Source organism: Ferdinandcohnia jepli, from assembly GCF_047246645.1.
Classification (GTDB): domain Bacteria; phylum Bacillota; class Bacilli; order Bacillales; family Bacillaceae_L; genus Ferdinandcohnia.
In genome coordinates this window covers 28,701-51,101 of sequence record NZ_JBFOKR010000005.1, presented here as the reverse complement: position 1 = coordinate 51,101, position 22,401 = coordinate 28,701, and the positions used below count along the sequence as shown (strand labels likewise).

At 36.0% G+C, this 22,401-nt stretch carries 20 protein-coding genes and 1 riboswitch; of the genes, 7 read left to right on the top strand and 13 right to left on the bottom strand.

Annotated elements, in window-relative coordinates; translation table 11 throughout:
• Positions 1–6: 6 nt before the first annotated feature.
• From AB3M96_RS06455 to AB3M96_RS06425, 7 genes are all read right to left on the bottom strand, one after another.
• Positions 7–1,455, bottom strand: a complete 1,449-nt coding sequence (locus AB3M96_RS06455; protein ID WP_412966757.1) for a PAS domain-containing sensor histidine kinase — start codon at positions 1,453–1,455, stop codon at positions 7–9.
• 229 nt (positions 1,456–1,684) lie between these two features.
• Positions 1,685–2,614, bottom strand: coding sequence for a DUF8832 domain-containing protein (locus tag AB3M96_RS06450; protein WP_412966756.1), 930 nt, complete (start codon positions 2,612–2,614; stop codon positions 1,685–1,687).
• Between the two features lie 196 nt (positions 2,615–2,810).
• Positions 2,811–5,408 (bottom strand): heavy metal translocating P-type ATPase, encoded by a 2,598-nt coding sequence (locus tag AB3M96_RS06445; protein ID WP_412966755.1) that lies wholly within the window; start codon positions 5,406–5,408, stop codon positions 2,811–2,813.
• Between the two features lie 46 nt (positions 5,409–5,454).
• On the bottom strand, positions 5,455–5,664 hold the full coding sequence (locus tag AB3M96_RS06440; protein WP_412966754.1) for a copper ion binding protein: 210 nt from the start codon (positions 5,662–5,664) through the stop codon (positions 5,455–5,457).
• A 25-nt stretch (positions 5,665–5,689) separates the two neighbouring features.
• Positions 5,690–5,965, bottom strand: a complete 276-nt coding sequence (locus AB3M96_RS06435) for a metal-sensing transcriptional repressor (RefSeq protein ID WP_412966753.1) — start codon at positions 5,963–5,965, stop codon at positions 5,690–5,692.
• A 276-nt stretch (positions 5,966–6,241) separates the two neighbouring features.
• Positions 6,242–7,762: a PAS domain-containing sensor histidine kinase gene (locus AB3M96_RS06430; protein ID WP_412966752.1), complete on the bottom strand. Its 1,521-nt coding sequence runs from the start codon at positions 7,760–7,762 to the stop codon at positions 6,242–6,244.
• Between the two features lie 124 nt (positions 7,763–7,886).
• Positions 7,887–9,674 carry an ABC transporter ATP-binding protein gene (locus AB3M96_RS06425; protein WP_412966751.1) on the bottom strand — a complete coding sequence of 596 codons (1,788 nt, stop codon included), beginning with the start codon at positions 9,672–9,674 and terminating at the stop codon, positions 7,887–7,889.
• 280 nt (positions 9,675–9,954) lie between these two features.
• On the opposite strand from AB3M96_RS06425, the gene AB3M96_RS06420 reads away from it, so the two are divergent.
• Entirely contained in the window at positions 9,955–10,395 is a 441-nt protein-coding gene (locus AB3M96_RS06420; protein WP_412966750.1) for a cell wall hydrolase, read from the top strand.
• A 156-nt stretch (positions 10,396–10,551) separates the two neighbouring features.
• Here AB3M96_RS06420 and AB3M96_RS06415 read toward each other — a convergent pair whose 3' ends face one another.
• Positions 10,552–12,117: an FAD-dependent oxidoreductase gene (locus AB3M96_RS06415; protein WP_412966749.1), complete on the bottom strand. Its 1,566-nt coding sequence runs from the start codon at positions 12,115–12,117 to the stop codon at positions 10,552–10,554.
• Positions 12,118–12,420: 303 nt separating this feature from the next.
• Positions 12,421–12,927 (bottom strand): hypothetical protein, encoded by a 507-nt coding sequence (locus AB3M96_RS06410; RefSeq protein ID WP_412966748.1) that lies wholly within the window; start codon positions 12,925–12,927, stop codon positions 12,421–12,423.
• 481 nt (positions 12,928–13,408) lie between these two features.
• Between AB3M96_RS06410 and AB3M96_RS06405 the strand changes: the two genes are divergently transcribed.
• The gene (locus tag AB3M96_RS06405) at positions 13,409–14,302 is read left to right on the top strand and encodes a cation diffusion facilitator family transporter (protein ID WP_412966747.1); all 894 of its coding nucleotides are present in this window, start codon (positions 13,409–13,411) and stop codon (positions 14,300–14,302) included.
• A 44-nt stretch (positions 14,303–14,346) separates the two neighbouring features.
• Here the strand turns inward: AB3M96_RS06405 and AB3M96_RS06400 are convergent, their stop codons facing one another.
• Both AB3M96_RS06400 and AB3M96_RS06395 read right to left on the bottom strand, forming a co-directional pair.
• On the bottom strand, positions 14,347–15,570 hold the full coding sequence (locus tag AB3M96_RS06400; protein ID WP_412966746.1) for an amidohydrolase: 1,224 nt from the start codon (positions 15,568–15,570) through the stop codon (positions 14,347–14,349).
• Positions 15,571–15,695: 125 nt separating this feature from the next.
• A complete protein-coding gene (locus AB3M96_RS06395; protein ID WP_412966745.1) occupies positions 15,696–16,109 on the bottom strand; it encodes a VOC family protein in 414 nt (137 codons plus the stop codon).
• 90 nt (positions 16,110–16,199) lie between these two features.
• On the opposite strand from AB3M96_RS06395, the gene AB3M96_RS06390 reads away from it, so the two are divergent.
• Positions 16,200–16,865 (top strand): RNA polymerase sigma factor, encoded by a 666-nt coding sequence (locus AB3M96_RS06390; RefSeq protein ID WP_412966744.1) that lies wholly within the window; start codon positions 16,200–16,202, stop codon positions 16,863–16,865.
• Between the two features lie 118 nt (positions 16,866–16,983).
• Here the strand turns inward: AB3M96_RS06390 and AB3M96_RS06385 are convergent, their stop codons facing one another.
• Both AB3M96_RS06385 and AB3M96_RS06380 read right to left on the bottom strand, forming a co-directional pair.
• Positions 16,984–18,306 (bottom strand): TrkH family potassium uptake protein, encoded by a 1,323-nt coding sequence (locus AB3M96_RS06385; protein WP_412966945.1) that lies wholly within the window; start codon positions 18,304–18,306, stop codon positions 16,984–16,986.
• A gap of 56 nt (positions 18,307–18,362) precedes the next feature.
• Positions 18,363–19,016, bottom strand: a complete 654-nt coding sequence (locus tag AB3M96_RS06380; RefSeq protein WP_412966743.1) for a potassium channel family protein — start codon at positions 19,014–19,016, stop codon at positions 18,363–18,365.
• Between the two features lie 157 nt (positions 19,017–19,173).
• Positions 19,174–19,314, bottom strand: a riboswitch (cyclic di-AMP (ydaO/yuaA leader).
• A 258-nt stretch (positions 19,315–19,572) separates the two neighbouring features.
• Between AB3M96_RS06380 and AB3M96_RS06375 the strand changes: the two genes are divergently transcribed.
• From AB3M96_RS06375 to AB3M96_RS06360, 4 genes are all read left to right on the top strand, one after another.
• A complete protein-coding gene (locus AB3M96_RS06375) occupies positions 19,573–19,719 on the top strand; it encodes a hypothetical protein (RefSeq protein ID WP_412966742.1) in 147 nt (48 codons plus the stop codon).
• Positions 19,720–19,824: 105 nt separating this feature from the next.
• Positions 19,825–20,679, top strand: a complete 855-nt coding sequence (locus AB3M96_RS06370) for a manganese catalase family protein (RefSeq protein ID WP_412966741.1) — start codon at positions 19,825–19,827, stop codon at positions 20,677–20,679.
• 176 nt (positions 20,680–20,855) lie between these two features.
• The gene (locus AB3M96_RS06365) at positions 20,856–21,884 is read left to right on the top strand and encodes an IS1595 family transposase (RefSeq protein WP_412966740.1); all 1,029 of its coding nucleotides are present in this window, start codon (positions 20,856–20,858) and stop codon (positions 21,882–21,884) included.
• Positions 21,885–21,919: 35 nt separating this feature from the next.
• Positions 21,920–22,378, top strand: a complete 459-nt coding sequence (locus tag AB3M96_RS06360; RefSeq protein ID WP_412966739.1) for a hypothetical protein — start codon at positions 21,920–21,922, stop codon at positions 22,376–22,378.
• The last annotated feature ends 23 nt before the right edge of the window (positions 22,379–22,401 follow it).

Genomic DNA, 22,401 nt, shown 5'->3' with positions numbered 1-22,401 from the left:
GCGTGCCTACGCCTTTTTTGCGTGGATACTTGCAGGATCAATAGGAAGTGTAATAAGTAACCTTAAGCCTCCACCAGTCTTTGAAATAATATCAATTTTACCTCCGAGACTTTGTACTCGTTGGTTTACACTGTTTAATTTTACATTAGTTAAGTCATGACCAATCATTTCAACATACCCAATACCATCATCATGATAGGTCATCACCAAACTATTATTTTTATAACAGAAATCAAATGTTACGTCCTGTGCTCCAGATACGAATTCCGCATAGTGCAGCAACTCCTGAACTATCCGGTATATTCCAATCGTTTCATACTCACTTATCGATAGCGCTGAAAGACCACCAGGAGAAAAACGTATTTTATAAGTAGAAGTTAGTTGAACATGATCAAACAAATTGATCAAAGCCGATTCAATTCCCAATTCACGTAACAAAGGTGGGCGTAAATTGTTACAAGTTGTCCGGATGTCATGAATGATATCTAATAAACCTTGTTCAATTTGTATTAGTTTTGATTTCGCTGTTTCTTCAATTTCATCTCGATGTAGGATTGATTCTAGTCTACGATATATATCAATTTGATCCTGTAACACGGTGTCATGCAAATCACTCGATAACGTATTTCTTTGTTGTTCTTGAATGTCAAACATCATCTTTAGCATCCATTGCGGTGTATTTTTTTGTTGGGCCGCTGTCTCCAGTTGAACCATAAGATTCTCTATTAAAAGTAAATTTTCAAAAAGCATCATTGAATAATGAATAAGTGTCTCTAACCAAATGATTTCCATTTGATCATGAATCCCATTAGCCTCTAATGTCAGAATATATGGTAGCTGCTGTAGATCACCTATTTTAATAAAAATCTTATTAGAAACCGTTACCAATTTCCCGTCTTGCAAATCTCTTACTTCACTAGGAAAATCGGTAAGAATAATTGGATTTGAACCAGGGAGAATTGACTCTACCTCTTTAAGCATTTTGTCTTCAAGCTCAACTAGCTTCATAATGGTAGTAATTTCACTTGAAAAACGTTTGAGGCTGTTCTGTAAGGTTTCATGACGATTTTTGTGATACTCAAGATCCATTTCCATTAGCTTTCGTTCAGTAATATCTCTCATTGATACCACTTGAAGATAGTTCTTTGTCTCAGGAAGTGGTGTTGTTTTACATTCGCAATACATTACTTCGCCATTTTTCATAATCGTTCGATATTCTGAAGAATTCCTTTGTTCTGATTCAAGTAGATTTTGGTGCCTTTTTTCCATATATTCTCTATCATCTGGATGGAGGAGAAAAAAAGTATCTCTGTCTTTCCATTCTTCAGGGCCATAACCCGAAATCTCATACGCATTTGGGGTAAGGTACACAACATGGCGATTTCGATCGCAAATCATGATAACATCACTCGTATGATTTAGGATGGTTTCAAAAAACTGTTCATTGTATTTCATGTAAACACCACCTGTAAATATCTTCTAATACTAGTTTACCTGAATTTCACATAACCTGAACCGAAAAAATCTTGCGTGATTGGTGCTTTTTTTAGAGATATAGGTTGGTTGAATTTCTCTTCTGAGAAACAGAGGGGTATAAATATTTATTTTGAACTATTTTCCAATAGTCATCAAAAGGGAAAGGCCGCTTGACCTTTCCCTCATTTCCCAAAGCTAAATGGTATCGTCATTCAATTACCTCGATGACAAATGGGAATGCTCGAACTTTACCATTTTGTTGAAATTCAGCCCAAATTTTATAAATACCTGGTTGTTCAAACTTTGTTTCAAAAATAGTGTCAACATCATTAGACGGATGTACATGAAGAAATTTCTTACCAAATTCATCAAGTATTACTACATGGCCCATAGCCCCTAAATATGGATCTAGGTTTGTTTTATCTAATCCAAACGATAGTTTCACATTCTCCCCTGCTTTGACCGAACTTACTGAGAGTGTAACCTCTTCTCCTTCTACTGTTTTTGTAAAAGTAGTATCTGGCACCAAAGCATGACCTTGTGTTTCTGATTTAGGAGTTCCAACTACGAATGGAATAGGTTCTACTGCGTACGAATGTGACTTTGGCTTAATATCTATAAATGCCTTATAGTAGCCATCGGGAAGAGTATTTTCTACTGTAAACTCACCAATAGCAGTTCTCTCTGGATGTACGTGGTAATATTTCTGCAATTGTTCATCAACAATTACTAAATGAAATAATTTCTCATGATTTACTTCTAAATCGTCTACCGGGTTTCCAACTTTGTCTTTTAAGATGAGTTTTATGTGGTCTTCATCGTTAACCACAAACGCATTTACTTGACTTCCTTCACTATGTGATCCATCACTATGTCCATGGCTCGCTTCTGTCTCAACCCCATCCTCACCATGACTCGATTCCCCCATATTTTCCATTCCTTCCATGCTTTCTGAAGCCTCATCTTTCATATCATCCATGTTCTTGGATTCTTTACTTTCTAAATCCATACTACCCATGTCCTGCATCCCGGCTTGAGCTACTTTGCTCTCTTCTTCTGCAAACCATCTGTCATATGCCTCAAATCCAAAAACAACGACTGTAATATAAATCATTCCTGCAATTGCCCATTTTCTCATTGAACTCACTCCTTGATTTAAACCGAATTATTGGTATATATATCCATGTAATAGATATCATATAGTCACACTCCTCACGAAAAACCGCAAAACCTCAGTATATTCCCGTAAAGATATTGAATCATTCCTCAAAAAAACCAGGTGTTTCTACGCCCATTGAGCTATTGTAACTCCCAATGCACTCATAAAAATATCGTTATTCTTTACCTGAACTATCCGGTTGGTCTAGATCAACTTTCACCGACACAGGTTGTTCTTCGTCCGCATTATCTACCAAATTGGTATAAATAAAATAACCGCCAAACAAAACCACCAATGAAAGCAATGCCGGGATTACTAATCGTTTCATATTAACTCCACGATGTGTATTATCCTCGACATTGGCTTCTTCATGCTGAAGTCTAAGAGCATTTAACACCACAGACACTGAACTAAATGCCATGGCCGCACCTGCTAACCACGGTGCTAAAAAGCCAAAAGCAGCAACCGGAATTCCCACTGTATTATAGGCAAAGGCCCAGAATAGGTTTTGTTTTATATTTCGAATCGTGCTTTTACTCATATGGATGGCATCTGCAATCCCATTTAAATCTCCACGCATGAGAGTAATATCACTAGCCTCGATCGCAACATCAGTACCTGTTCCAATTGCCATACCAATATCAGCAAGCGCTAATGCAGGTGCATCATTAATTCCATCACCAACCATTGCTACAATTTTCCCTTGTTCCTGAAGTTTCTTAACTTCTTCTGCCTTTCCTTCAGGTAGAATTTCTGCTAATACATGGTCAATCCCAACTTGTTTAGCAATCGCATGAGCAACATTTTGATTGTCACCTGTTATCATAATTACTTCTAATCCCATATCCTTTAGGCGCTTTACAGCCATTTCAGACGTATCTTTAATGGTATCTGCAACTCCAATCACTCCGACATAAAAACTATCAATTGCAACCAGCATGGCTGTCTTTCCAGCATGTTCAAGTTTTTCCATTTTACCTATTGACTTTTCAAACGAAACATTGTGTTGCATCAGTAGCTTCCGTGTCCCAATTAGGACTTCCCTTCCATCAATGTTTGCTTTAACACCAAATCCTGGGATTGCTTCAAACTCAGTCGGATCTGTAAAAAAGATGCCTTTTTCTTTTACCCCATCAACAATCGCTTTCGCCAAAGGATGCTCAGACTGCTTCTCAGCAGATGCTACGATCTGTAAAAACTCCTCTTCACATAAATCTCCGGCAATGATAACATCTGTTAATACAGGAGTACCATTTGTTATCGTACCTGTTTTATCTAACACGATTGTCGTTAATAGATTGGTTCTCTCAAGATGTTCTCCACCTTTGAACAAGATTCCGAATTCGGCAGCCCTGCCCGAACCTGCCATTATTGACGTTGGTGTTGCTAACCCCAAGGAACATGGACAAGCAATGACAAGAACTGCAATTAATTTTTCAAGCGAACCAGCGAAGTCTCCCGGTGATACCCAGTAATACCATACAAAAAAAGTCAGTAAACCAATGCCAACAACAATAGGGACAAAAAACCCCGAAATCCGGTCCGCCAACCGTTGTATTGGGGCTTTTGAACCTTGTGCTGATTCCACAATTTTTATTATTTGCGCAAGTGCTGTATCCTTACCAACTTTTGTCGCCCGTACTTTAATAAAACCGTTTTTATTAATTGTTGCACCAATAACCTCGTCTCCAATTGTCTTATCAACCGGAACACTTTCACCAGTTAGCATCGATTCATCTAAAGATGTCCTACCTTCTATAATTTCACCATCAACAGGGACCTTTTCACCTGGTTTAATTAAGAGAATATCTCCTACTACTACCTCTTCAAGCGGTAATTCAAATTCCTGACCGTTTCTTTCAACAATAGCAAGCTTCGATTGTAGTTGCATCAACTTTTTAATAGCTTCAGAGGTACGCCCCTTTGCACTAGTTTCAAAAATCTTACCTAAAAGTATGAGCGTAATTAAAATGGCACTCGTTTCAAAGTAAACTTCGAGCATCATCGCGCTTTTTCCATATGACTCAATTGTGATGTATAAGCTATAAAAAAAAGCTGCAGAAGTACCAAGTGCAACTAGTACATCCATATTGGCACTTCGGTTGCGAACAGCTTTAAAGGCGCCAATATAAAACTGCATTCCAATCAACAATTGTACAGGAGCAGCCAAAGCAAGCTGCACCCATGGATTCATAAAGAAAGTCTGTATCCCAAAAGTATCCGGGACGTTAGCCATATCAGCGAACATTACTAAGGCCATTGGCAATGATAAATACATCGCAAAAAGAAATTTCCCCTTTTGGCGCTTCAGCTCAAGTTCTCGAGGGTCTACCTTTTCACTACTAGCCTCATCTTTTCGTTTTGCTCCATAGCCTAACTTTTCAACCTTTTGAGTTAGTTGAGTCACATCGACCATAGAAGGGTGGTATTCCACAGTCGCCGATTCTAATGCCAAATTAACAGTAGCATTTGCTACGCCGTCTATCTTGTTTAACCCTTTTTCAATTCGTGCTGCACATGCTGCACAAGTCATCCCAGTAATAATAAACTCCTGCGTTTCTGTGACCACATCGTACCCAATGTCCCGAATCCTTTTCTCCAAATCTTTAACAGAAATGATATCAGGTTCATAGTTTATCGTTGATTGCTCTAGGGCAAGGTTGACAGAAGCCTCGTTAACACCTTCCAGCTTCGCTAACCCTTTTTCTATCCTTGTTGCACATGCTGCACATGTCATACCAATGATTTGTAAATTAGCTTTCTTCTCGCTCATGCAGTTCGTTCCTTCCTACATTAACTTTACACCGTGTAAAGATTGATTAATGACATACCGCATACCCTAAATCTTCTATACAATTTTTAATATCTTCCAGCTTCCCTGTGATAGACTTGAACTCTACTTCAACATTACCTTCTGATAGATATACCTTTACCTTTTTAACTTCAGAGAGTTTTCCTACATTACTCTCAATTGATTTGACACAGTGTTGGCATGACATTCCTTTTACTTGTAACATCACTTTTTCCATTTTTCTTCTCTCCTTTATGAATGTTTTACTTCATTACTCTTGCTACTGTAATCATTAGCTCATCAATAACTGCATTGTCATTCTCTTTTAAACAGAGTAAGATGCAGCTTTTTACATGTTCCTCTAGTAGTCGTTTTTTTAAATTGTATAGTTCTGCTTGTGCAGAAGAGATTTTGGGAATTACCTCATCAACATAGAAGTCTTTTTGAATACATTCCTTAATCTCACTAACCTGATTAGCAACTCGCCTAAGATCGTTAATTATGTCCTGTTTGACAGGCTCAAATGATGAATGACTCAAATCAGGGACCCTCCCTTTTCCTTAACGATTACTTTGACAATATCATTGTATATAAGATATCAATCTTAAAAACCGCAATTCTTTTGGGTATCCCCGCAGCATTGTGTTGATTTCCGCAACGGAAAATTTCGTTTAAAAATCATAAATTTCCACCAATAACCTAAGCATCTCTACCTTTTTTAAAGAAAACTGCACGTGCCGAGTCTTATAGGCGAGTACACGCTTTTCAATTAGCAAAAAAAATAAACCACATGAGTGGTCTATTTTAAGTAGCAATTATACACTGATTGGCAATTGTAGCCTTACTCGTAGTCCCTTTCCAGGCTGTGAGTCAAATTCAATAACCCCCCCTAGACTTTTAATCCTTTCTTTCATACCTGAAAGACCGATACTCTTAAACGTAGGTGTTAGCTTATTAGTTTCAAAGCCTCTTCCATCATCTGAATAGTCCATAATAAGCCTTTCTTCTACATTACTTATATGAAAATGTAGATTATTAGCTTGTGAGTGTTTCACTGCATTATTAAGTAACTCCTGGACAATTCGATAGATACCAATTGTTTCTTCTTCGTTTAAAACAAGACCATCTGTATTTTTCGTTTGAAATCTTATTTTAAAAGAAGACGAAATTTGTGTATATTCAAATAAGTTTTCTAACGACCGTAATAGCCCAAGCTCTCGTAATAATGGAGGGCGCAACTCGTTGCAAGTCGTTCGAATTTGGTGAATAGAGTCCAACAATCCTTGAACAATACCTTTAAGTTGCTCATCAATATCTCCCACAAAGTGGTGCTCTTTTAAAATGACTTCAAGATCTCGGTATAACATCATTTGTTCCTGTAACACCGTGTCATGTAAATCACTAGATAATTCCGTCCTTTGTTTTTCAGATAGATTAAATAATAACCGTAAAATCCATTGAGGCTTATCATTTTTCTGGAGTTCATTTTCCAATTGATTCAATAGATTTTCAATAACGTTTAAACTCTCAAAAACCATAACTGTATAGAAAATCAGTGTTTCAAACCATATGGAATCCATTGATTCCTTGATTGAAGAAGACTTTATTGTGAGAATGTTGGCCCTTTCTTTACGGTTCCCGATTAATATATGTATTTGTTCGCTATCATCTAGAAGTCGACCGACCGTCATTTTTGCCAAATAACCTGAAAGTCTCAAAGGGTAATTTGTTTCAAAAGTTTTCTTTTTTCGGTGAAAGATGCTAATAGAAGGCTCAGATTCCGGGAGCACAGTCTCAAGTTCTTGTATCAGCCTATTTTTAAGATCTGACACCTTCAAAACCATTGATAAATCTTGAGAATAACTTTTTAGTTGATTTTGTAATTGTTGATAGCGATTTTTTCGCTTTTCAAGCTCAACTTCCATCGATTTACGTAGGGTAATGTCTCTGATTGAAACCACAACAAGATTATCTGGGTCGTTCGGAATTAGCATTACTTTTGATTCAAGATACTTCACTTCTCCATTCCTATGAAAAACACGATATTCATCAATTTTAGGGTCCTTTTGAGTAACCACTTCTCGATGTGAAGCTATTAATCTGTCACGATCTTCATAAAAAACCGGATCAAATGCATTTTTTCCAATGAACTCTTCAGGACGATATCCTAGAATCGTTTCTAAGGAAGGGGTAACAAACTGAACGATTTGGTTTTGATCAACAACTATAAGTAAATCTTGGGTATGCTTTGTAATGGTTTCAAATTCCCAGTTCATATGACTTGTTTTATCCAATCTTCCACCGCCTAACAGGTTATCTTTTCCTTTTAATTCCATTTTACATGACCACTTATTAAAAGAATAGATAAATATTTGTATCTTTTTTTGAATATCTAACAGACACGAAAAGTGTCCGTAACCACAGTAGTCACGGACATTTTTCAAGAATAGTTTCCACTTTCTATACAGCAGAGACCAATTTAGTTGTTTTTCTTGAATTCTGTATAGTTTCAATCTTATTTTGTTTTGAATATAAATCTGTGTAATACCCATCTAAGAGTAATAGACCATCATGGTTACCACTTTCAATTATCTCTCCATTTTTCATTACAAATATTGTATCAGCATATACAATTGTAGAGAGTCTATGAGCAATCATAATGACGGTTTTATCTCTTCCAATCTGATGAATTGATTGTTGAACGAGCCTTTCACTTTCATTGTCGAGTGCACTCGTAGCCTCATCTAAAATTAAGATGTCCGGGTCTTTCAAAAAAACTCGCGCAAGTGATATTCTTTGTTTTTGTCCGCCTGAGAGCTTAATCCCTCTTTCTCCGATCTCTGTATCATATCCATCAGGTAACTTTGTAATAAATTCGTCAGCAAAAGCTTTCTTTGCTGCTAGTTTAACTTCCTCATCTGTTGCATCAGGTTTCCCCAGCTTAATATTATCTTTAATTGAAGAGCTATATAAAAAGTTATCCTGCGTCACGATTCCCATTTTATTTCGCAAACTTGAAATTGAATAGTCCTTAATATTATTTCCATCAATTGTCACTTCTCCGGAGCTTACGTCGTACATTCTCATAAGAAGTTGTAAAATTGTACTTTTCCCTCCACCACTTTCACCAACAAATGCATACGTTTTTCCTTTTTCCATCCTAAAATCTAGATTATTCAATATTTGACGGCTATTATTATATGAAAATGAAACATTCTTAAATGTTATAGATTGCTCAAATCTATCTAATACCTCCGGATTTTCTTTTTCCAGTATCTCTTCTGAAATAGAAAAAAAGGCAAAGATTCGATGAAGAGCAACACTCCCCTCTGTAATCACTGGGAATGCTTGAACAAGTGCAGCAACAGGGCTTCGCATTTTTTCTACGTATGCAAAGAAAGCAATAAGACTACCAACTGTTAAGTTCCCCTCAATGACAAACCAACTCGCAATAAATGCAACAAGTAACGGTGTAAAATCGATTAAAACGTTAACGGAAGCCAAAGAGAGTGCATTTATTTTTGCATGTTTATCTGTTAGCACTTCGTATCGTTCCAGGCGTTCGTTTAATTCCTCTTTGTCACGTTTTTCTGCAGAAAATAACTTAGAAAGAAATGCTCCTTGAATCTTTTCAAAGATAAATCCGTTTAAACTAGAACGCTCACTCATCAAATTCTTTGTAGATGACTTAAATCTTTTTGAGAAATAGTGTGCAAGTGAAAACTGAACTGATATGAGAACAATTGAGATAATCGCAAGCATTGGGTTCAGGAAAATCATAATGCAAATCACAGTTATCAGAACAATCATTTCGATTACTATATTTCCTATCGTTGCTGTTAAATATCCTCTGACCTTTTCTACATCATCAAAAAAACGTGTACCAATTTCCCCGCTTTTATTTTCTGTAAAATACTTTGCATCAAGTGAGTGAATTTTATTAAAGATGTTTTGGCGGAGCCTCTTGAGAATATTATTATTTGCTGTGTGTATACAAAATTGTCGAACATACTCCATTGGATAGCGTGCAAATAAAAATATGATGACCATACATAATGCTATTAACATTAATTTTTCTGCTTTTTCAGTATTTGTATAGGCAGCGTTTTGTAGCAAACCGTCAAAAACGTATTTTAAAATGAGCGGAACGGACAAAGGAATCATAAAACGAAACAAACTCCCCACAAATCCCCAGATGTAAAGCCCTGCTTCCTTTCTGACATAAGGTGCAAACTGCTTATTAAACATGTTCAGAACCCCTTTCGTAAAGTTTCTAAACATAACATTACCTTTCTTCCCCTACCTTCAGAGCGCAGTATTGCTGTAAAAGGTCCGCAAATGCTTTTCGCTGATGTTACAAGTTATTTTCGGGGCACTCTTTTCTCATCTCAATTGGAGGGGTTCGAGTAAGAATTACTTAATAAAAAGTAATGAGAAGGGTTCTATGCACCTTTATCTGTATAAAAATTTACAAAAACCCTTCATTTTTATAGGCAACTTTCATACACTGCTCTTAGAGGTGATGAAAATGCCAAGAGTACAATATACTGACAAGGATATTGACTTAATTGCAAGGATGATGAGAGCCGAAGCCGAGGGTGAAGGTCGACTAGGCATGCTTATGGTTGGTAATGTAATAGTTAATCGACGAAAAGCAAATTGTTTGGATTTTAAAGGATTGAGAACAATACGGGATGTAATTTATCAAGTGCAAGGTGGAAATTACTCGTTTGAAGCAGTACAAAAGGGGAATGTTTTTTATAATCCTGCCAGAGAAATAGAAAAAAAACTAGCCAAACAAACCCTAGATTTCTGGAGAGAACATCCTTCCAAACATTCACTTTGGTACTTTAATCCGTATGGTGCATGCCCCCCTACATGGTACGATCAACCGTTTACAGGACAATTTAAACAACATTGTTATTATGAGCCGCAAGCTGGTACATGTGAAGGCGCTTATACCTGGTAATCTCCCCATATATCTAATAAGACTTCTAGCAACAACAATACTCCAAATAACACATTTAACAACCATTGATTACCGAGCTTTTAGAACTAGTGAGATAGGTAAAGATTTTTACAGCTCCAATGAAAAATGACGTGAAATATCACGTCATTTTTTTTACTAATAACCAGAATCTTCCGATGTTAAAACATCCAACATAGTAAAGTCATATTTTTGTAACGGTTTTTCTGCTGGCCCTTCTAGCACTTCACCAGTGTAGGAAAATCGTGATCCATGGCATGGACAATCCCATGATTTCTCCCCGTTATTCCACGCTACTTCACATCCAACATGTGTACAAGTGGTATCCACGATGAATAATTCTCCTGCTTCATCTTTATATGCACCCTTGCGATGCCCGTTTATAGAAATAACAGCACCTTCACCATTTTGTAATTCCTCCACTTTTTTATGAGGCATCTCCATTTTTCCTTTTATTAAGTGCTTAACTACATCCCCATTTGTAAGCAAGAATTGTTTTAAGCTAGGATGTGCATAGAAACGTGATGGAGAATACAAATCACGATACTGATTATTTCTTTTTAAAATAATATCTTTAAATAAAAGTGCAGCTACTGTACTGCTGGTCATTCCCCATTTCCTGTATCCTGTTGCCACTAATATATTAGGCTGGTCTGTAGTTAGTTCTCCTATATAAGGAATCTTGTCTAATGTTGTTAAATCTTGAGCAGACCATCTATTTATAATATCTTCCAACTCAAAGACCTGTTCACTGAATGTACCTAACCCCTCATATTCCAACATTGTTTTGGTTTCTTGTCCTGCTTTATGACCTCCACCTCCGATAATAACGACCTCCTCGCCATTATTAGATGCGGAACGCAGGGAACGTGATGGTTTATCTACACTAAGATACATTCCTTCCGGATATTTCTCCTTTGCTTTCACCGCAACTACATATGACCGATCTGCATACATTCTTGCGGAATATAACCCTAAGCCCTCATAAAAAGGAAAATGCGAACAGGATAAAACAAAGCCTGCAGTGACTCTGTTTCCATCACGAGTTAAAACTGTAGGCTTAACTCCAGGTTCCACATTAACAGCTACTGTATTTTCAAAAACCAACCCGCCTTTTTCTTTTATAATTTTTGTGAGATGGGCAAGGTATTTTACTGGATGGAACTGTGCTTGGTTTTTCATGACAATTGCATTTTTCACTTCGATATCAAAAGGTATACTATGTACTATGCCGCCGTCTATGCCTAACTTCTCATAAGCCTCAGCTTCAGTTTTAATTTTTTGCTCATACTCATCTGTAGTTGAATAAAGGTAAGCATCCTGCTCTTTAAAATCACATTCTATTTGGTGTTCTTCAACTGTTTTCTTAATAAATTGAAGGGCTTCAGTATTCGCTTCATAGTACAATCTGGCCATACTTTTTCCAAAGTTTCTGATGAACTCATCATAAATAAGATCATGCTGTGCTGTTATTTTTGCAGTCGTATGTCCTGTAGTACCATTAACTAAATTATTTGCTTCCAAGACGGCAACCTTCAGCCCCTCATTTACTAATACATAGGCAGAAGTGAGGCCTGTAATCCCGCCACCTACAATGACAACATCTACCTCAAGATCGTTTTCCAATTTTGGAAACTCAGGTATATCAATATTCACTCTCCAAAACGGCTCTACTTTTTCTGGTAGCTTATGTTCAGAAGTCATAAAAAAAGCCCTCCATTTCTTTAATCCAATACGTCATAATGTTCGTCACCATATTCGCCTATATTACATTCGCTGTTCAAAAAATAATTTTGACTATAGGATTTCCAATTTTTTACGTATCATTCATCGGTAAAGTGGTCTTAGAAAACTCGGCGATTGCCGAGCCTAAAGGTGACAGCAGAGCCGTAGTTGCACTTATGCAGATAGGAAAGAATTTATTGCTTTCCTATCTGCTAAAAAAAAGAATGAGCCTAGGTTAAAAACCTGGCCCATTCTACATTATTCAAACCAAAAACTTCACTTCTATTTAAAATCAGCTGGAGTTAATTCCCATACAAGTTTATTAGGGTTTGTTTTACCACCTAAGATAATCGTATATGTTTCCGACTCCCTCGCATCAAATATAACACTGCCAGTTACTGATTCGCCCTCTTTAATTTCTCCAGCAATCTGGGTGCCAAAACTGTATTCTTTACCAACAGATACATTGTTCCAGTTCACGACATCATCAACATAGATTTTAAATGGTAAAACATCCTCTATATTTACTGCTTTAGCAGCCCTACTCGTTACAGTAGCATTTGCAACAATATATGTTCCTCTTAAAGATTTTTCTCCATCTCCACCTGCTTCATACTTAATCTCGTCCAATGTTACCTCAAACTCACCTTTATCAGTTTTAAAAAGACCCGTTTCTCCTAGTGTTAGGACTCCATCCTCACTTACTGAGGCACTCTCTGAGTCACTGCCACAAGCACTTACTACCATTACTAAAAATAAAAGTACTGCAAAAAAACTAAACTTTTTCATTTCTTCATCCCCTTTTCTCTTTTTTATATTTAGTTTTAAAAACTAGCAACAATAATTGTAAAATCTACTTATCTCCAATAGAAATATTAATTGGATTTGGTATTACACGATGTACAACATTAAAATTATTGGGAATTTTTAGAAAACTATTAGCGCAATTACATCATGAACATACCTCCATATTTAATTTATAATTATTTCGACAAATCTTCTATAATTCCTTCAAACAAAACAAAATATTTTTACTATTTCGACACTTAAATATTTTTAATTAAAGATAATTAACTACCATCATTAATTAATAGATTATTCATCTAACTTTATCTATATTACTGATAATAGTTTTAAATTTATTTTTTCCTCAAGTAAACACTCTTTCCATACTGTTATTTTATTGCCTTTTCGAAAAAACGTTGCCGTAGACTAACACGAATTTGCTTTGTTACAATAAGGGTCGATGTGAAAATTCGGGGGAACTAAAATGGAGCAAAGATATAATGATTTAAAGTTAGGGGAACGTGGTGCGATAATAAGCATCGTTGTTTATCTACTATTAGCAACACTAAAACTAGTAATAAGCTATCTAACTGACTCTGAAGCATTGCGCGCAGATGGGTTTAATAATACAACTGATATAATTGCATCAGTTGCCGTATTAATTGGTTTACGGCTTTCTCAAAAACCGGCAGATGATGACCATCCATATGGACATTGGAAAGCAGAAACAGTAGCTTCCTTACTTGCTTCCTTTATCATGGTATTAGTAGGTTTACAGGTTTTATATGGTGCAGCTTCTTCTCTATTTGTTGGGAATGCTGAATCTCCAGATATGCTTGCAGCATGGACAGGAATTTTTTCTGCTTTTATTATGCTATTTGTTTATCAATATAATAAAAATTTGGCAAAACAGGTGAAAAGTCATGCAGTAATGGCTGCTGCAAAAGATAATCTATCTGACTCCTTGGTGAGTATAGGAACCGCAATTGGTATCATCGGATCTCAATTTGGGATGCCTTGGCTTGATCCTGTTACAGCAGTCATTGTTGGTTTACTAATTTGTAAGACTGGTTGGGACATCTTTAGAGAATCTACACATTATTTAACCGATGGTTTTGACACAAAGGATTTAGATAAGTATAAACAGACAATACTAAAAGTACATGGGGTATTAGAAATAAAGAATATAAAAGGAAGGACCTATGGCAATAGCAATGTTGTAGATGTTGTCATTTCAGTTCCCAGCAATCTAGATATAATTCAAGCACATGAAATATCTTCGAGGGTTGAAGATACATTAATCTGTGAACATAATATTTATGATGTCCATGTACATGTTGAGCCTATAATCACCGAGAGAACTAAGCTTGAATCATAAATATTGAAAGCAACGCCCACCGGGAGCGTTGCTTTTTTAACACTTTATATCTCCCCAGAAACAAACTTCCCATTAAAAAGTACTACACGTTTTGCCGCTCTTCTTGCAACTGCTTCGGCAGAACAACTCGAGTCAACAAGTACTATATTTGCATGATCGCCAACCTGTGGCCACTCACGGTTCCCGTCTTTATCTAATGGTGTAATGCCTCCCGTAATATACGCTAAAGATTGAGCGAGAGCAACTTCATCCACATGTCGGTACAGTTCTGCCAATCTGCCAACCTTTTCTAAGTTATCACCGTTACCAAATGGTGACCAATGATCTGTTAGACTATCCGTACCCAGTTCAACTTTTACCCCTTTTTCTCGAAGCATAGGTAATGGCATTATTATATTGCCGATTGGTACAGTTGAGGTTACGGCTATTCCAAGTTTTGCAAATCTATCAGCTAGCTCAGAAGCAGCTATTTTCGATTCTTCGGCAAAGCCAAATGCATGACTCACTGTTACCTTACCTTGTAAGCTTGCTTCTTCTGTTAAATCAGCAAGAAGATTCATCGTTTTTAATCCAATGGCATCTCTTTCGTGAAGATGAATATCGATTCCTGCATTTGCTTCAACTGCAAGTTCGACCATGGTATTTAATGATTTTTCTAGGTTATTATCAACACTAAAAGGATCTACCCCACCCACTATAGTAGCCCCTTGTTTCAAAGCTTGTCTCACTTGCTCTACCATATTTGAACGAAGAAGACCGTGTTGTGGGAACGCGACAATTTCAGATGTCATTTTTCCAGTAAAGGCATCTAACGCCAGGTTTGTCGCTTCTAAATTAGATAAACCAATAGCAGGATCAATATTACAATGGGTACGCACATGGGTCGACCCAAAACCAAGGATTGTTTCTAAAATCTTTTCGGCTCTATCCCTTGCAGTGGGTAATAATTTTGGAAGCAGTTCTTTTTCCTCAGCAAATTTATCCAAAATGCTTTTTGCCGGTTTGATCGCCTTCCAAGGTCCTCCATAATATGTTTTATCAATATGTATGTGCATTTCCTTAAAGGAAGGAAGCATTAACAATTCTTTCGTATTATACTTGTCGAGATTATCATTTAATTCCGTTTCTTCTGGAACTATACTGGCAAACCTACCATCCTCAATTTTTATATGACACACCTCTGTAATGGTTCCTGAAACGTGGTCGTCCTCGATATAATATCCTTTTTCTAAACGTACGTTTTTTAGCCAAAATGCTGAATTAGCCATTGCTGCATCCCCCACTAGTTGTTGATTATTATCTAAAATTAAATAATAGAATCACATCACTTATATGTAACCTGCGTCCAAAATAATAGTGGAAGCTCCTACTTGGTTACTTCCACTATTTTATATTATTTTAAATTATCTATATGGTAAGGTGAATCCTTTTCTTCACTTACTACACTAAACGAATTGCCATCAGGGTCGAAGAAATCAAACCCTTTCATCAGACCATAATCATGTATATCTGTTGTTTCAACTCCATTTTGTTTGAGCTGATCGTATACTGGTACAATTTGATCAACTACAAAATTATAATATACGTTTTTGTTTTTTCCTTTAGTTATAAATTCTGTTGGTTGTGGTTTTTCTACTTTTATTAGAGCAAGACCAACCGTCTCACCTTTAAAAACGTACCCTACTCCATGGTCTTCTCCGTTTTCCTGCCACTCATCTACTTTAGTTACACCCAGATTCAATTCATACCATTTTTTAGAACGCTCCAAATCTGTAACAGGAATAAAAATACTGCCTACCTTAAACATCCAAAATCACTCTCCTTATTCTTTGTTCCTCTACAAACGATTATAATTAAATAAAAGTTACATAATCTATAAAAATTTATTGGAGGAAAAATGGCTATTGAAATAAATAATATTGAAGAAGTTTCCTTAAAGTTATATGGATATTGCTTATCTTTAACTAGCTCAGAATGGATTGCCGAAGATTTAGTTCAGGAGACATTGATAAAATTTATTAAAATTAAAAAGGATGATCCAAATAGAAATATAAATCTTTCATTTCTATATAAAACAGCTAGGAATCTATTTATTGATGAAAAACGTAAAAAAACTGAAATTCCAACTTCTCCTAATGAATTATATACCAGTAGTTTTGACCCTACTGAATGGGATAGCTTACTAGAAATTTTAATTAGTACTCTTCCAATTCGCCAGGCTATGCTGTTAACATTAAAAGATGTTTTTCAATACACTTCTGAAGAAATTGCTGAAATGCTAAGAATCAGTAATACTTCAGTAAAAACGGCCCTTCACCGTTCTAGGATTAAATTAAAGGAAAATCATAACTCACCTATACATAATAACAATCAATTACTTACTCCTTCACTAATTAAGGACTTTTCGTTAGCCGTAAAAAAACAACAGCCTCTAAAGATATTTTATTATTATCGATTACTACAAACATCTGATTTCAATGTAAATAGCAATAGAAAGGAAGCATTACATACCATTTTTATAACGGACCCTGATGGGAATATTCTTCAAATATATTCAGCATAAATTACTAAGCATACCATTCAAAATGGAAATAATAGAAAAGCCCAATCCCTCTCTTTTCAGAGGGGTTGGACTTCTCCTAACTTTTTCATAACGACCATTTCAGTCACTAGCAACTCTATTACCCCGTTAGTAAATCCTCTTTCGGATATTTAATTTTGGATACACGTGGTTTCGATAAAGAGTAAACAAGTGTGAGAGGTCCAATATTTCCTAAGAACATAATAAATATGATAATTATTTTTCCTACCAATGTTAAGGAATACGTTAAGCCCATCGACATTCCTACTGTGCCAAAAGCAGAAACCACTTCAAATAATGAAACTAAAAATGGTGCATCCTCTGAGATTGTTAAGATAAATACAGCAAGTAGAACAAAAAAGAGGCTGATACTAGATATCGCCAAGGCACGAAAAACAATTTCATTTGAAATGGAACGATTTGAAATTACTACATCCTTTTTTCCTTTTAAAAAGGAAAGTACCCCAAAGACTATTACTAAAAATGTAGTTAGTTTAATTCCCCCACCTGTTGAAGCACTTCCCGCTCCAATAAACATTAAAATTACCATTAAGAATGCAGTAGATTCATCTATTGCAGCAATATCAATTGTATTAAAACCAGCTGTTCTTGTTACAACTCCCTGAAAATAAGCTGCCCATAGTTTATCAGACAATGTAGATAAACTCGCCAGAGTATTAGGGTTATGAAACTCTAATACAAAAACTAGTAACATCGCAACTACGTTTAAGACGACAGTACCAATTATCATCAATTTTGAATGTAACGAGAATTTTTTTAATTTCTTAGTTTGCCAAACATCTATTAAAACCGTAAAACCAATCCCACCAATAATAAATAAGGTTGTGATAACTGTGTTTACAAGCGGATCGCCAACATACCCCATTAAACTATCTGACCATAATGCAAAACCAGCATTATTAAATGCTGAGACAGAATGAAAAAGGCTGTAGTATAGCCCAGTTCCCCAACCATACTCTGGTACCCATTTAAACGCTAGTAACATCATCCCGATTAACTCAATAGTTAGAGAAAAGATAAACAAATACTTTACTAGTTTAATAATACCACCAATGGATGTCTGATTCAGAGCTTGTTGCACGATAATCCTGTCTTTTAAACTAATCTTTTTCCCGAGCATCATATAGATTAGGACTGCAAAAGACATAATTCCTAATCCACCAAGCTGAATTAAAGAGAGAATGACTACTTCTCCAAATGTCGTAAAAACAGCTGGTGTATCCACTACAATCAGACCTGTAACTGTCGCAGCGGAGGTGGCAGTAAATAATGCATCAATCCATGATATATACTCCGTTGTTGACAATGGCAATTTTAATAAACAAGTACCAATCATAATAAAAACAAAAAAGATTAGTATGAGCAGTTGATAAGGAGAAAGTTTAACACTCTTTTTATACATCATCTTTATAACGCACCTTTCGAGGCTAGTATTCTATTAAAAAAACATACTCGAACCTACATCGCTTTCTCCTCAAAACGTTTTATATCAATATTACTTCCCACCAAAACCAGAATATCTCCTCGACAGATGATATCTTCTGGTAATGGTGAAATATTTATATCTTCTCCTCTTTTAATAGCTAAAATCGTACATCCGTATTTTGCACGTACTTTCAACTCAATAATCGAGCGCTGATCAATTTTTGCTGTTGCAATCAATTCTACGATGCTGTAATCCTTTGAAAGCTCAATATAGTCAATAATATTCTCAGAATCTAGCTTATGAGCAACTCTTATCCCCATATCTAGTTCTGGTTGTATGACCCGGTCAGCACCAATCTTTTCAAGTATTTTTTGGTGGTATGAGTTTTGGGCTTTTACCCATACTTTTAGTCCCATTTCCTTTAGAAGCAATGTACAATGAATACTCGATTGCATATCCTCTCCAATGCCGACAATCGCAACATCAAAGTTCCGTATTCCAAGTGACTTTAATACATTTTCATCTGTAGCATTTGCCACAACTGCATTTGTAGAGTATGGTAACATCGTATTTATTTTATCATCGTTAGAATCAATCGCTAACACCTCATGACCTAACATATCCAATTCCCTGCATAACGCACTACCAAAACGACCTAAACCAATTACTACAAATTGCTTTCTCATAGCTGTCCTCATTTCTATCCTAGCACCAATATTCGAGAAATCGGCGATTGCTTATAGTTAAGCAAAAGCTTATTCGTTAGTTCCACTTATGCGAATTATCCCGCAAAAAAAGACCATCGCAAATAGAATGGTCTTAGGCTAACCTATGACCTTTCTCTCGACTTACATATAACGCTTACGAGGTTAGCTGTCGGATTAGGAATTGAGAGTATCCCTTCTTACTAAGTAAGATTCACCCCGAGATAGCATCGCTATCATAATTGGTTCCCCCGCTCATAAGATTCAGCGAATAAAAGGTGTTGGATATTTATTTTTAATAATTTAATAATCAAAATCTACTCCCGTTTTCGTTTGTTGTCAACATGTATTTTTATAGAATGAAACCTAACATTTCCATTTTGCTTTCATCACCTCCGATAATGTCTCTTACCTTACCTTGTACAATTTTTATAACTCCTCGACTTTACTAAGTTATTTTTACTTTTATCCTCCGGATAGATCGAGTAGTTTTTTGCAAATACTACCATTATTAAATTCGAAAGAGAGGAATATCTAAATGCAACAGAATCTGCGACCTAAAAAGAATTCGGGTTCAGCTTTCGCTGGTACTAATCCCCAAAAGGTTAAACAGGAAATTCAAAGAGATGTAAGCGAAGGACAAGGTGCGATGACTTCCCGAGAAGCAGGGGCAATGAAGGATTAAGAAAAAATTAGAAACAAAATATATGATAGCGGATAAAGCAGAGGATATTTTTGTATGGTTAATCAAATATTAACAAAGTAAAACAACTTATAAGGAGGTTAGCTCATGTATTTTTATAAGGAAGATTTGATTAATATGATTGTTCCTGATAAACCCGATCCTTCTGCAGCAAAAGTACTTCAAGAAACATTAGGTGGCCGTTTTGGCGAGATGAGAACTATGATGCAATTCTTCTTCCAAAGCTCAAATTTTAGAGGTAACCAAAAGCAGTACCGCGATTTAATTAGAGGGGTCTTCCTAGAGGAAATTAGCCATGTGGAACTAGTTCAAACTACAATCAATCAATTATTAAATGGTTCTGGAGAAGAAGCTGTTGGTGCAGGTGGTGATACAGGTGCTCCATTAGAGGATGCAATAAAACATGCAAATCCTCATCACTTTATTATGGGCGCACAAAGTTCGCTTCCTGTTGACGCTGCAGGAAATCCATGGAATGGAAACTATGTTTATAGTCATGGTAATTTGATTAGTGATTTACTTGATAATGTAGTTTTAGAATCTACTGGTGTTCTCCAAAAAACAAGAATATATGAAATGAGCTCTAATAAGACATTTAGAGAAACATTGGCTTTCTTAATTGTTCGTGATAATGCTCATCAAAATGCATTTGCAAAAGCTCTGGAAACCCTCGGTGTGGACTGGGCAAAAATCTTCCCAGTGCCGAATTATGATATTAACAAGTATCCGGAGTGTAGAAAATATGTTGAAATGGGCTTCCATAATGCACAATTTAATTTTAGATTAGATGAAACACTAATGGGACAAATCTTCCAAGGTGAATCCCCAAGTAGAGACGATGGTACTCTTCAAGTGGTACCGCCTCCAGCAGGTCATCCTGTTCCTGTGTTACCAGAAATGCCTAATGAACATAGCCCTGGTATACAAGATTTAAACAGATAAAAAAGCGTCAATCATTGACGCTTTTTATTTTGCTGCTCACATATATAATAATTACCTGCCTTACTTTTACGCGTTTTATATTTTTGGCTCTGTTAAAGGTAAATGTTGATATTTGAAACCTTCTTGAAATCTTTGTATAATTAGGATAAGAACAAACATTCGAGGAGGTCACAAGGTTGAGCAAAGCGTTCAGTAATCTATTAAAACATATCGACAAATTATCACACACAGAGAAAGAGCGTGTGTTTCAATGGGTAAAACGCTATGTTGAGCCTTCTTCCTCTGTTGGTGGTCGCCTAATTAATGAACTGAGAGAAACCCGTTTCAAAGAAGGTTTTCAATGCCCTCATTGTGCGTCTGAACATGTTGTTAGGTTCGGGAAACACAATGGTCGCCAACGCTATCGTTGTAAATGTTGTAGTAAGACATTTACTGATACAACTAATACAGTTCTTTATCGAACTCGAAAGGGCGATGAATGGATTACGTTTGTTGATTGTATGTTCAAAGGTTATTCCCTGCGAAAATCTGCTGAAATCGTAGGGGTTACTTGGGTTACACTTTTTTATTGGAGACACAAATTATTGAGTGCCTTAAAACAAATGGATTTTGAGCAATTTGAAGGTATCGTTGAAGTTGACGAGACCTATTTCCTATACTCCCAAAAAGGACAACGTGGCATTACTGACCGCAAACCTCGTAAGCGTGGTGGAAAATCCAAACATAGAGGCATTAGCCACGAACAAGTATGTGTTCTTGTTGCAAGAGACCGCACCAAAGCAACAGTATCAAAGGTCGCTTGTATGGGGCGTGTAGTGAAAACTAAAGTTGATAATATGATTGGCTCTAAACTGACACCTGACAATGTGCTTGTGACAGATGCTTGGAGAGCCTATAAAACCTATGCAAAGGAAAAAGGTTTAGAGCATTACCGAATTAAATCAGACGGTGGCAAACACGTTATTAAGGGTTTGTACCACATCCAAAATGTCAACGGTCTTCATTCTCGTATGAAACAATGGATAAACCGTTTTAAAGGCGTGGCTACAAAGTACCTTGACAATTACCTTGCTTGGTTCTTATTTGTGGATAGTCGAAGTAATGAAAGCACTAAACACAATATAAAAGAACTTTTATTAACATCATTTGTATTTGAAATGACGGATACTTATGATAGTTTGCGTCTTTCAAAATTCATTATCTAAATCTATTTATGTAAATTTATTAGGAGGTCTGTCCATTGAAAGTAGATACTTTGAATGTGAATTATCTAATTGACGGAAAAATCTCAGTCATACCAACAAATATGTTTTACGAACAATTAGATGAAGAAGAATTTCAAAACATTCGCTTTGAAGTCCAAGTGAATAATCACCAAATTCAATCTAAGTTATCCAGTTCTATTGAATATGCAGTAAAGTATTTACAGAAAGAACTTCCAGACAATATCAGTATCGCTTGTTGTCAATCTTGCCGACATGGTAACTTTAATCCATTCGGTGATTTAGAAAATGAGATATTCTGCTTAAAAGATAAGACTTTTCTCAATCGGGATGATGTGGTTGAAATCTTCTCCAAACAGGATAAATCTTTTGGTAGAAGGAGTAGAAAACTTCTTGATTTTTGTAAAAGTTATAAACCTATATCTGAGAATGAAAAATACACTTACAATGATTGGGGTTTAGAAGAATTATCTTAATTCAAATTACAAAAGTTAGGGAA

Coding starts and splice junctions, on each gene's coding strand:
- AB3M96_RS06455 (WP_412966757.1), bottom strand. CDS start 1,455: ATGAAATACAATGAACAGTTTTTTGAAACCATCCTAAATCATACGAGT.
- AB3M96_RS06450 (WP_412966756.1), bottom strand. CDS start 2,614: ATGAGAAAATGGGCAATTGCAGGAATGATTTATATTACAGTCGTTGTT.
- AB3M96_RS06445 (WP_412966755.1), bottom strand. CDS start 5,408: ATGAGCGAGAAGAAAGCTAATTTACAAATCATTGGTATGACATGTGCA.
- AB3M96_RS06440 (WP_412966754.1), bottom strand. CDS start 5,664: ATGGAAAAAGTGATGTTACAAGTAAAAGGAATGTCATGCCAACACTGT.
- AB3M96_RS06430 (WP_412966752.1), bottom strand. CDS start 7,762: ATGGAATTAAAAGGAAAAGATAACCTGTTAGGCGGTGGAAGATTGGAT.
- AB3M96_RS06425 (WP_412966751.1), bottom strand. CDS start 9,674: ATGTTTAATAAGCAGTTTGCACCTTATGTCAGAAAGGAAGCAGGGCTT.
- AB3M96_RS06420 (WP_412966750.1), top strand. CDS start 9,955: ATGCCAAGAGTACAATATACTGACAAGGATATTGACTTAATTGCAAGG.
- AB3M96_RS06415 (WP_412966749.1), bottom strand. CDS start 12,117: ATGACTTCTGAACATAAGCTACCAGAAAAAGTAGAGCCGTTTTGGAGA.
- AB3M96_RS06410 (WP_412966748.1), bottom strand. CDS start 12,927: ATGAAAAAGTTTAGTTTTTTTGCAGTACTTTTATTTTTAGTAATGGTA.
- AB3M96_RS06405 (WP_412966747.1), top strand. CDS start 13,409: ATGGAGCAAAGATATAATGATTTAAAGTTAGGGGAACGTGGTGCGATA.
- AB3M96_RS06400 (WP_412966746.1), bottom strand. CDS start 15,570: ATGGCTAATTCAGCATTTTGGCTAAAAAACGTACGTTTAGAAAAAGGA.
- AB3M96_RS06395 (WP_412966745.1), bottom strand. CDS start 16,109: ATGTTTAAGGTAGGCAGTATTTTTATTCCTGTTACAGATTTGGAGCGT.
- AB3M96_RS06390 (WP_412966744.1), top strand. CDS start 16,200: ATGGCTATTGAAATAAATAATATTGAAGAAGTTTCCTTAAAGTTATAT.
- AB3M96_RS06385 (WP_412966945.1), bottom strand. CDS start 18,306: ATGTATAAAAAGAGTGTTAAACTTTCTCCTTATCAACTGCTCATACTA.
- AB3M96_RS06380 (WP_412966743.1), bottom strand. CDS start 19,016: ATGAGAAAGCAATTTGTAGTAATTGGTTTAGGTCGTTTTGGTAGTGCG.
- AB3M96_RS06375 (WP_412966742.1), top strand. CDS start 19,573: ATGCAACAGAATCTGCGACCTAAAAAGAATTCGGGTTCAGCTTTCGCT.
- AB3M96_RS06370 (WP_412966741.1), top strand. CDS start 19,825: ATGTATTTTTATAAGGAAGATTTGATTAATATGATTGTTCCTGATAAA.